Annotated in this window: 5 protein-coding genes; all 5 read left to right on the forward strand. The window is 35.1% G+C overall.

Annotated elements, in window-relative coordinates; translation table 11 throughout:
- The first annotated feature begins 7 nt into the window (after positions 1–7).
- The 5 genes from ACODR7_RS09895 to ACODR7_RS09915 all read left to right on the forward strand — a co-directional run bounded on the left by ACODR7_RS09895 (position 8) and on the right by ACODR7_RS09915 (position 11,189).
- Positions 8–1,459: a RagB/SusD family nutrient uptake outer membrane protein gene (locus ACODR7_RS09895; protein ID WP_488838871.1), complete on the forward strand. Its 1,452-nt coding sequence runs from the start codon at positions 8–10 to the stop codon at positions 1,457–1,459.
- Positions 1,460–2,268: 809 nt separating this feature from the next.
- Complete coding sequence (locus ACODR7_RS09900; RefSeq protein ID WP_488838872.1) at positions 2,269–5,142, forward strand: SusC/RagA family TonB-linked outer membrane protein; 2,874 nt, start codon at positions 2,269–2,271, stop codon at positions 5,140–5,142.
- Between the two features lie 10 nt (positions 5,143–5,152).
- Complete coding sequence (locus ACODR7_RS09905) at positions 5,153–6,487, forward strand: RagB/SusD family nutrient uptake outer membrane protein (RefSeq protein ID WP_488838873.1); 1,335 nt, start codon at positions 5,153–5,155, stop codon at positions 6,485–6,487.
- A gap of 425 nt (positions 6,488–6,912) precedes the next feature.
- Positions 6,913–9,711, forward strand: coding sequence for a SusC/RagA family TonB-linked outer membrane protein (locus ACODR7_RS09910; RefSeq protein ID WP_488838874.1), 2,799 nt, complete (start codon positions 6,913–6,915; stop codon positions 9,709–9,711).
- A gap of 14 nt (positions 9,712–9,725) precedes the next feature.
- Positions 9,726–11,189, forward strand: coding sequence for a RagB/SusD family nutrient uptake outer membrane protein (locus ACODR7_RS09915; protein WP_488838875.1), 1,464 nt, complete (start codon positions 9,726–9,728; stop codon positions 11,187–11,189).
- Positions 11,190–11,285 lie beyond the last annotated feature (96 nt).

An 11,285-nucleotide genomic window follows, 5' to 3' on the forward strand; every position in this document is an offset into this window, starting at 1 on the left:
TACAAAAATGAAAAAGTTAATTATATCAGGATTATTTCTTTCACTTTTAATAACAGCTTCATGTGAAAGAGATTTAGATCAGTATTCAAATAAAAATACATTATCTGATCAGGCATTTACCTCTTCATCAGACTACAGATCAGCCTTAGACGGTGTCTACGATGCCATGAAAGAAGGAGGTTATTTCTCAGGTGATAACGGAAATCAAAACATTATAGCAGATATAACATCTGATAATTTAATTCAAAGCCCTTCAGGAAGATCGTCCAATAACAGGGCATGGATTTTAGAGTTCGGTCCTGATGAAGGGCAGACTACTGCTTTGTACGGTGCTGCTTATTTTGCAATTTCCAGAGCTAATTTTGTTTTGGAAAACCTGAATAAAGGTATTCTGTCTTCTGCAGATGCCCTGAAAATTGAGGCAGAAGCAAGAGCATTAAGAGGAATTATCCATTTTGATCTTGTAAGGGCATATTGTAAAATACCCACCCAGTCTGCAGATGCAGATAATTCATTAGGTATTGCATACATGACAACCACTTCCAATAGCCCGGTAAAAAGAGATCTCACAGTAGCTCAGGTTTATGATAAAATTATAGAGGATCTGGAATTTGCAAGAACCAATATCCCTAAGTCTAACGATACTGCAGCACCTTTTACGAAAGGACGATTGAATAAAGCGGCAGTTGACGGTCTGCTCTCCCGGGTATATCTGTTTAAAGGAGATCAAGTAAAAGCGCTTGAGACCGCAGAAGAATCCATTGCTTTGTCACCTAGTGTAGGGTCAATTGATAACTTCCCTTCAGTATGGAACAATACCAATCAGGATGGAACTTTATTTGAAATATTGAATTCTGATGCAGAAAAAGTTACTATAGGCGTTTCATATAATCAGATTGTGGGAGGAGCTATTAAATCTGAATATGTAGTTTATAAAGAATTTTATGATATGTATACTACTAAAGATATAAGAAAAAGTACCTATTTCCAGGTAAGTCCATTTTCAGGCCAAAGTTATATCAACGTCATAAAATACAATACCCGAGGATCTTTGCCAAATGTTGTCAACTACAAATATATAAGAACAGCAGAGGTTTACCTTAACGGTGCTGAAGCAGCCTATGCTTCTAATCCTGCCAGAGCCCTTACACTGCTTAATATTCTTAGAAAATCCAGATATTCTGATTATGTACCCCTGAACATTACAGGCACAGCATTATGGAATGAAATTCAGAAAGAAAGAAGATTGGAGCTTATGGGAGAAGACGACAGATGGTATACTCTTAAAAGACTGGGGCTTGGTCTGATAAGACCTAATATGGGAGCTTTAAGCACTGGTGGAGGTGCTCCCGCTCCCACGCTTACCTTGCCCTCTTCCAGCTACAAATGGCAATGGCCGATTCCATTGGAGGCAATTAATATCAATTCATCTATTCAGCAAAACCCTGGTTATCAATAACTATACATTATAGGCAGTACTGATAAAATGTAAATAAGATTGTCCAAATGGGCAGTCTTATTTTTTTATGAATGTCATTTATTCAGGATGTCATTTTTGAAAACAGTAGACTATAAAGGTTTTAGAGTAGTTTTTATGGAAGCAGAAGATTCTGTTTTAAACGGAGCAAGATATTACGGCTGCCAGAATTAATAATTATCTTAAGACATTTCACTTGATGGAATGCTTGATTTTTTTGCTATTTGTGATGATTTAATTTTTTATTCTCATTCTCATTCTCATTCTCATTCTTGTCTAATTAAATTAAAGAATAATTAACGGATTGCTCCTCTTTAGCTTTGTTTTTTACGAGGATTTTTTTTCTACTAACAGCAGATCCCTATGGGGTCAAATCCAGCTCCTAAGGAGCGACCTGTTAATTCATACTGTAAATATTGATATTTTCAATGTATTTATACTTTTTATCGGACAGTAATGGTTTATTTTCTATTGTTTATTTGATTTAAAATGAGTTGGTCTTTTTTTTTGAATATTATTTGCTAAAGAAAATATTTAAATTAATTTTTTTTATTAATTCTTTAAAATATAGGTAAGGTGGCGATATTTTTAATAATTGTTAAAATTCTGTTAATGTTTAAGTGTGTAGTTTTTTTTACTTTTTTTCGGCATATTACTAATTAGCTTGCTGTAATTATTCATTTTTTACGAAAATACTACAGTTTAAATGTTTGTTTATCAGTGTTTTAAAAGTTGAGTCTGTTAATTTTTATTAACATATTTGTGGCTGAATATATTAAAAACTGTTAAATATGAATGTAAAATTATGTGCGTTAAGTGTGGGATCCTTGTTTTTTATGGGACAGGTGACTTCGGCACAGAAAGTGAAAAAAGATACAGTCTCTGCAAAAAATATTGATGAGATTGTGGTAATAGGATACGGAACAAAGTCAGCAAAAAAAGTTACGAGCTCCGTTTCCAATGTGAAAGGAGAAGAATTAACCAAGATTTCTGCTGCAAGTACAGATGCTTTATTGCAGGGGGTTACTACAGGTTTACAGGTTTCCCCTACATCAGGGGCTCCCGGAGCTGGTTTCAATGTAAGGATGAGGGGTGTTTCCGGTATTAATTCTAGTAATGATCCTTTATATGTGGTGGATGGAGTTCCTATTTCATCAGATTCGTCTGGTGGTACTGGTTATGGTGGGCAGACAGGAAACTTATTATCTCTACTGAATATGGCAGATGTCGAAAATGTTGCGGTGCTGAAGGATGCATCAGCGGCAGCTATTTATGGGTCCAGGGCAGCAAATGGAGTAGTACTTATTACAACCAAAAAAGGGAAAAGAGGGAGAATAAATTTTAGTCTTAATTCTACAGTGGGTTTCCAGAATCCGATTAAGAAATATAAAACAATGAAGGCTGGAGAGTATTATAAAATGCTCGATTTAGCTGAATTTAATACAAACCCTAGTAATGGAAAAAACTACTGGTCCATAAAGAAAGGAGTTTGGAATCCGGATTCAGGGCAGTCTATTGATGATTTTTATAAATCAGATTTTGGAGATGATTACTTACGTCAGATTTATAGGAAAGATCAACCTATATATGAGCTAAGTGCCAGTGCTTCTGGAGGAAATGATATGACCTCTTTTTATCTTGGTTTTTCTAACTTTGATCAATCCGGAGTTATTAAAGGGCAGGACTATAGCAGACAGACATTTACTTTAAATCTTGATCAGAAGCTAAACGATATCTTCAAAGTAGTGTCTTCTGTAAGGCTTTCTAACGAAAAAATAAATAGGATTAATGGTGACAATACCATATATGCTCCTTTAACAACTGCAATTGTAGAAGCACCCGGGCAAAGTATATGGAATACGGATGGAACATATAATACCAAGACATGGAGTTTCTCAAACCCCTTACAAAATGCTACAGATGTTAAAGGTTTAACTAAAAGGTTTGGCGTAAATGCTTCTCTTGGACTGGAGTCTAAATTTTCTTCTAAACTTACTATGGAGACAAAGTTTAATTTAGACAGAATTAATTCTGATGAATCCCGATTATTCCCATTAGATACTTATCAAGGGCGAGGGGCAAATGGTAGAGCTAATTATAGTGGACGTCTATATAACACTTTTACAGCATTTAATACATTAACATATACTGAAAAGCTAAGTGATAAATTTCGTTTCACTTTGATGGGAGGGTTGGAATATTTTAATCGTAAAACGGTAAATACAGATGTTGAAACGAAAAATATACCTTTAGGGGCTACTTCGCCAGCTTCTGGTTCTGAAAAGAGTAATGCTTCATACTATCCATCATTGGGAAATCGAACATTCTCATATTTTTCGAGATTAAGTTTAGAAATTTTCAATAATTTATTTATAGATGCTATATTTAGAGCTGATTCTTCTTCAAAATTAGCTTACGATAACAGAACTGAATACTTTCCCTCTGTTTCCGCAGCATACGTTATTTCAGATAATAGCTGGTTTAAAAAAGATGTTGTGAATTTTTTAAAATTGAAGGCCGGGTGGGGAGAATTAGGAAATCAATCAGGTTTAGGGAATTTTGATACATCATCTTCTGCTCAAACTTATGCATATGGATTGCTGCCGGCTATTAATGTATCGACGAGTAGTTTACCTAATGCTGCTTTAGTTTGGGAGAGAACCGCTCAAACTGATGCCGGTTTAGAAATAGGGTTATTTAAAAATAGAATCAATATTACCTATGATTATTATTATAAAAAATCAAAACAACTTCTATTAAGTGCTACAGCTGCTTTAGAAAACGGTGTTGGAACTTATACTTCCAATGCAGCTGAAATGTATAACAGAGGACATGAGATTGGTATAAATGCTACTATACTTAAGGGAACTAATCTAGGCTGGAATTCACAATTTAATATTACATTTAATAAGAATGAGGTAACCAGGCTTTTAGGAGATAAACCTGTTCCGGTAGATTTTGGTACTGTAACCAGAGTTGATGTAGGTCAGCCTATAGGAGCTTTTTTTGGGCTAAATGCAACAGGTATTTATAGATCCAATGATGAAATTCCTCAGAATTTATTTAATCAGGGGATTAGAGCTGGTGATGTGAAATATGAAGATGTGAATGGAGATGGGGTTATTGATTCCAAAGATAGGATATTTATAGGGAAAGCACAGCCGGATTTCTTTGGAAATTTTAGAAACACTTTCAAATATAAAAATTTTGATTTATCAGCCAATGTAATATTTGTTTTTGGGCAGGATATGTATAATTCTACATTAAGGTTTGCCGGAGTTTCTGGAAATCCTTTATTTGGTAAACTTGCAAACCAAACTAATTATTGGACACCAGATAATCCTAATGCTGATTTGCCAAGACCTGTAAAAGGATATAATCAATCCTGGAATAATCAAGATTCTTCTCGTTTTGTAGAAAATGGTTCCTACATCAGGTTGAGAGAAATACAACTAGGCTACACACTACCTAAAACCATGCTGGGAATAGGTGACATGACATTAAGGTTCTTTATAGCTGCAGATAATCTATGGACATGGACTAATTATAGCGGACCAGAGCCTGAAGTTAGTTCTTTTGGCCAAACAAATGTAGCCACAGGAACAGATTTCTTCACTCAGGGAATGAATAAGACAATTAAATTCGGAATTAACTTAAATTTTTAAAATAAGAGAAATGAGAAATAACATAATCAAATATTTGTTGATATTTTCTGTCTTTTTTACGGCAACAAGTTGTGGAAGGGATATGGTAGGCAATGAAACCGTTGATACTGATAAGCTAAATGGGGAATCATTCATAAAAACCGATGCTAATGCCAGAGCCGCCGCCAATGGAATTTATAATAACATGCAGGATCGTTATGTATATGGAGGAGAACTCCATTTTTTTGAAGGACTTTTTGCTGATGATTTTATACATACAGGTACTTTTTCTGAATTTGCAGAAGCTGGAGCCAGTAATTTTCTAGATACAAATTTGTCAATAAGAGGTATTTATGGAGCCCATTATACAGTAATAAGAACGAGTAATATTATTATTGATCAAATAGAAACCAGACCTGTACCCGGTAATACAATTACTGAATCAATAAAAAATCAAGTATTAGGTGAAGCTTATGCAAGTCGTGCTTTAATGCATTTTAATTTGGTCCGATTATTTGGTGGAGTTGCCTATGTTAAGACACCAGTGTATATTGCTGCCGAACTCATTACTCCTGAAAGAGATTCAAAAGAAGATACATATCAGTTTATTGTAAGCGACTTACAAAAAGCAATTGCATTTTTCAAAAAAAACAATAACACCTCCAAAACTCTTTTAAATTTGGATGCTAGCCAAATTATATTGGCCAAAGTTTATATGGAGATGGGGCAATTTGATGATGCTAAGGTTTTACTAGAGAATATTAGTGGGTATTCACTTGCCTCTGATTATAAAACATTATTTACTTCTAGTCCAACATCGGAAGATATTTTTAAAATTAACTTTACAGCAACAGATGGAGGTAATCAAGCATTCTTTTTTTACCCTGCTGCTGCTGGAGGAAGAGGAGAGGTGTCTTTACAGCCACAGTTTATCAGTGTGTTTGATACAAGTGATAAAAGAAAAATGTTTTCTGTTGAAGGAACAAATAATTATTTTACCAAGTACAGCAATCCAGGAAGTGGAGCTGATAATGTGCAGATTGTAAGATATGCTGATGTATTGCTTTCCTTAGCAGAATGTAGATTGAAGACATCAGGAGATGCGTTAACTCCGGTTAATGTGGTAAGAGCAAGAGCAGGTATTCCTCCACTAACATCAATCACATTAGATGATGTTCTATTAGAACGCCGAAAAGAATTTTATGGAGAAGCAGACAGATGGTTTTCAGTCAAACGATTTGGAAAGGCTAAAGAAGTTATAGAAAGTAAGGGACGTCCATATTTTTCTAATAGGTTGGATTTATGGCCTATTCCATCTTGGCAATTAATCAATAATCCTAATACAAAACAGAATCCGGGATATTAAGCTAAAAACTTAATAATTTTTTAATTTAAACTGGAGTAAGGCCGTCTTTAAGACGGCCTTACTCCAGTTTATTAAGGCTTTTTTTATATAAACTATCATAAATATACCTTTATTTTTCTCAAAATTAAATAATAGGGTGATTTATTTTTTTTATCAATATGTTTTATTTTGGTTTATAATTTTCATTTTTTTAAATTAATTAATGAATTTTAATTTTAATTTTAATATTCGTTAAAATTCTTTTAATGACCAAATTGTTTTATTTTTTGTTAATATTTTAAATACAATTAAAATTATTCTTTATTGATTTTGTGAAATATGTGAGTATATTCCCTTTATGACAGGCTGTTTTCAGACTTTAATGAATTGATGTTACAGATATTTATTAACATATTTGTCCCTTGAATATATTAAAATCTGTTAATATGAATGTGAAGTTACATGTATTAAGTGCAGGAGCTTTGTTTTTTTTAGGACAAGCTGCTTTTGCACAAAAATCTAAGAATGATTCTGTTCTGAAGGAGAATAAGATCGATGAGGTAATCGTTACTGGATACCAGAAGAAAAAAGCAGATGAAATTACCCAGGCTCAGGCTGTTGTTGGGGGTGACGAAATCAGAAGAAACTCTCCTACAACATCTATTGGTAACTCTTTACAGGGTAGAGCTTCAGGGGTATTTGTACAAAGTACTACCGGGCAGCCAGGTGCTGCTGCTACCATTCAGGTAAGAGGTATTGCCGGTGTTGGTGGTTCTTCAGAGCCTACTTATGTAGTAAACGGTATGTATATGACTGCAAGGCAGTTCAGTGCAATCAACCCTGCAGACGTAGAGTCTATTTCAATTCTTAAAGATGCTGCTGCTACCGCACAGTATGGTGCGAGAGGAGCAAATGGGGTAGTAGTAGTAACTACTAAAGCCGGAAAAGCCGGGAAAACTCATTACTCATTTGAGACTAAATTTGGTTTTAGTGAAAGGCTTAAGGATAATAACTACACCATGATGAATTCAAGGGAGTTAATGAACTTTCAGAATCAATTGGGTTACCTTGGGTTTAAACCAAGATCTCAACAGGAAATAGACGTACTTGCTGCCTATGATCACAATTGGCAAAAAGACCTGTTAAAACCTTCAAGCATTCAGTCTTACTTATTCAGCGCACAAGGAGGATCCAGAGAAAGTACTTTCTATTACTCTTTAGGATATGATTCTGATAACGGGATTATCAGAGATATCGATGGGCTTAAGAGATATACAGGTAACTTTGGATTTACCAATAAACTGAGTGAAAAACTGAACGTAGGGATTAACCTAGGTGTTCAGTATCAGGAAACTCAGAATTTTATGGACAGAAACAATACGCAGAACCCATTCGGAGCCATGTATAAATATGCTCCATATGAACCGGTTTATAATGCTGATGGTAGCTATAATCAGACCATGAGAGCGGGTTCTAACGTTGTTGAGCAGATCCGTAATTACAGACTGGATGATCAGAGGTTAAGAATCCCGGTAACTTTATTCGCAGAATATAAAATTATCGATGGTCTGAAGTTTAAAACAAACTTTAACGGACTTTTCGATTGGTACATGGGAACTCAGTGGTTGAAGAAAGGTTCAAACCTTGATTTAACGTTAAACAACAAAATTCCTACAGGGTCATTAAACAAAAATTCATTCTACACATTTAACTATACCTGGAACAACTCCATTAACTATAAAAAGTCATACGGAAGCCACAACTTCGATTTCTTAGGATTTATCGAATATAACGATAACTACAACGAAACAATGAATGGAGGGGCTTACGGATTGAAATCTCCGGTAATCAATGTTCCATCTATTACTACACCTTCTGACAGAAATACATTTACAGGAGTTAAAGTAAGAAATACTTTATTCAGTTTAGCAGGGATGTTAAACTATGACTATGAAGGTAGATATTTGGTTACAGGATCATTGAGGAGAGATGCTTCTTCAAGATTTGGTGCCAATAACCAAAGCGGTATCTTCTGGTCTGCAAGTGCAGCATGGAATATCGCGAAGGAAGACTTCATGAAAGGTGGGTTTATTAATGATTTAAAGCTTAGAGGATCTTACGGTACTACAGGAAATGATGGTACTTTACCTGATTATTATAATGTCAATAATATCAGCTACGGTTTATATGGTGCTAATGGTACATCATATCCGGGAACAGTTTCAAAAGGTGATTATATTATTGGTAACAGCAATCTTAAATGGGAGTCTAATGCGATTACCAACTTAGGAGTTGATTTTACGATGTGGAACAGAAGAATTCGAGGATCCGTAGAAGTGTATCAGAACAAGAGAAAAGATTTCGTACAGCTTGTACCTTTGAATAAACAGGAAGGTGGATACTACCAGTATATCAATGCAGGAGACATGTCTCAGAAAGGACTTGAAGTTGAATTGAGTGTAGATGTGATCAAACAAAAAGATTTCCAATGGAATCTACATGCTAACATCTCTTTCCAGAAGTCTGTTCTTGACAGGCTAGCAGGTGACCAGACAGAAAGAAATTTAGGGTATACTTATCTTAAGGTAGGTGAAACTCCATATGTATTCTATAATGTTAGGTTTGCAGGAGTAGATCCAAGTAACGGAAAAGCATTATATTATGATAAAGCTGGAAACGTTACAGATGTTTACAGCGCTTCTAATGCAGTTCCTCTTACAGATAAATCTCCATTTCCAAAAAGTTTTGGTGGATTCGGAACTACAGTTCAGTACAAAGGACTTGATTTCAGTGCAGATTTTGCATTTAAGCTAGGCGGATATACTTATAACAACATGTATTTTGCCGCTGTTAACCCAACTTTGGCTGTTGCAGGTAGAAATATGGCACAGGCTGCTGCTCAGGTTTGGCAAAATCCTGGAGACACAGGAGTATTCCAGAAAGTTGACTCAAACGGTATGCGTGATTCTGATCAGTGGATTGAAAAATCAGATTACCTGAGATTAAGATCACTTACATTAGGATATACATTTGATAAAGCATTCCTTGGAGAAGGATCGCCAATTAATAAGCTAAGAGCATATGTACAGGGGCAAAATTTATTTACGGTAACTAAATTCCACGGAGAACCTGAAGTTTCTGTAGGATCTGCTGACTCATCATCATTATTTGTTCCCGGATCATTTAACCTTTATACTTACCCTGCTGTAAGAACAATCTTGGTAGGATTGCAATTAGAATTTTAATATTGAATAGCTTTATGAAAAAGAATATAATAAAAATAAGTTTAGCTGCGTTAACCATCTTTGTTTCGTTAACGTCTTGCGACAGAAATCTAGATCAAATCTCATCAATCAATGAAGATCAGGAGCAGGCAATGACCAGACCTGAGACCTTCAGACAGGCCATGGATGGTGCCTATACAGCTCTTAAAGGAAGTGGTTACTATACTAGTGATACAGGAAACCAACTTATCATGGGTGATCTTACCACTGATAACTTGGTTCGTACAACTACAGGAAGAAATACCAATTTTGCGGCGTCAAACTTCGAATTCTCATCAGATAACTCACAGACAACAGGTTTGTTTAATGCAGCTTATCTTGTAATCAGCAGAGCTAACTTTGTTTTGAAATATATCAATAACGGAGTATTATCCGGAACACAGAAAACAAATTTGGAAGCTGAAGCAAGAGCATTAAGAGCAATAGCTCATTTTGATATTGTGAGAGCGTATTCCCAAATCCCAACTCAATCTGCAGGAGCTAAAAATACGATCGGAATTTATTATTCTGAAACATATTCTCCTTTAAATAATACATCATCCCGAAATCTTACCGTTGATCAGGTATATGATAAAATTACAGCAGATCTATTATTTGCTGCTGATAATATAACTCAGAATGATGCTGATAAAGGAAGATTGAGCAAAGCAGCTATATACGGATTATTGTCCAGAATTGATCTTTATAGAGGAGACTATGTTAATACTATCAAATATGGTGAATTAGCATTAAACCTTTCTCCAAGTATCACAACATTGGATAACTTTACAAGAATCTGGAAAGAAAACGAAGGTATATCCAGAATTACTGATGGAGTATTATTCCAGATATCGAACTCTGCAGCCGAGCAAAATACCGTAGGAGTTGCATACAACCAGTCAGTTCCGGCTTTAAGATCAGAATTTGTTGTAGATTACGATTTATATACAGCTTATACATCAAATGATGTTAGAAAAGGAGCTTACTTTACTGTGGGTACATATAGCGGACAAAAATACAACCACGTTACAAAATATTCTGGTAATGGTGGTCCTTCTAATATCGTACCGGTTAAATATCTTAGATCTGCTGAAGTATTATTGAATGTAGCTGAAGCATATTACAGAACAGGTAATAGTGCACAGGCTTTAGTTCTATTAAATAAATTAAGAGCTGAAAGATATTCATCATTTACTCCTGGTACAGAAACAGGACAGGCTCTTTTAGATGCTATCCTGAAAGAAAGAAGGCTGGAGCTTGCATTTGAAAATGACAGATGGTATACATTGAAGAGATTAAACCTTCCAGTTCAGAGATCTGGTAAAGGAGATCTTTTTGACGGTACAGGTACACCTTCTGTTGCACAGACTCTTGCAGCCGGAAGCTTGAAGTGGCAGTGGCCAATTCCTATCACCGCTATTCAGGCGAATCCGAATATTGAACAAAACAAAGGTTACTAATTGTGTAATTACTGTTTAAAATAATAAGAGCTCCATTCAATGCAGTCATGGTCGGAAGATTTTTCTTCCGACTTTTTGTTTTTAGATATTCAATAT

The sequence above is a fragment of the Chryseobacterium sp. FG46 genome, from assembly GCF_057809135.1.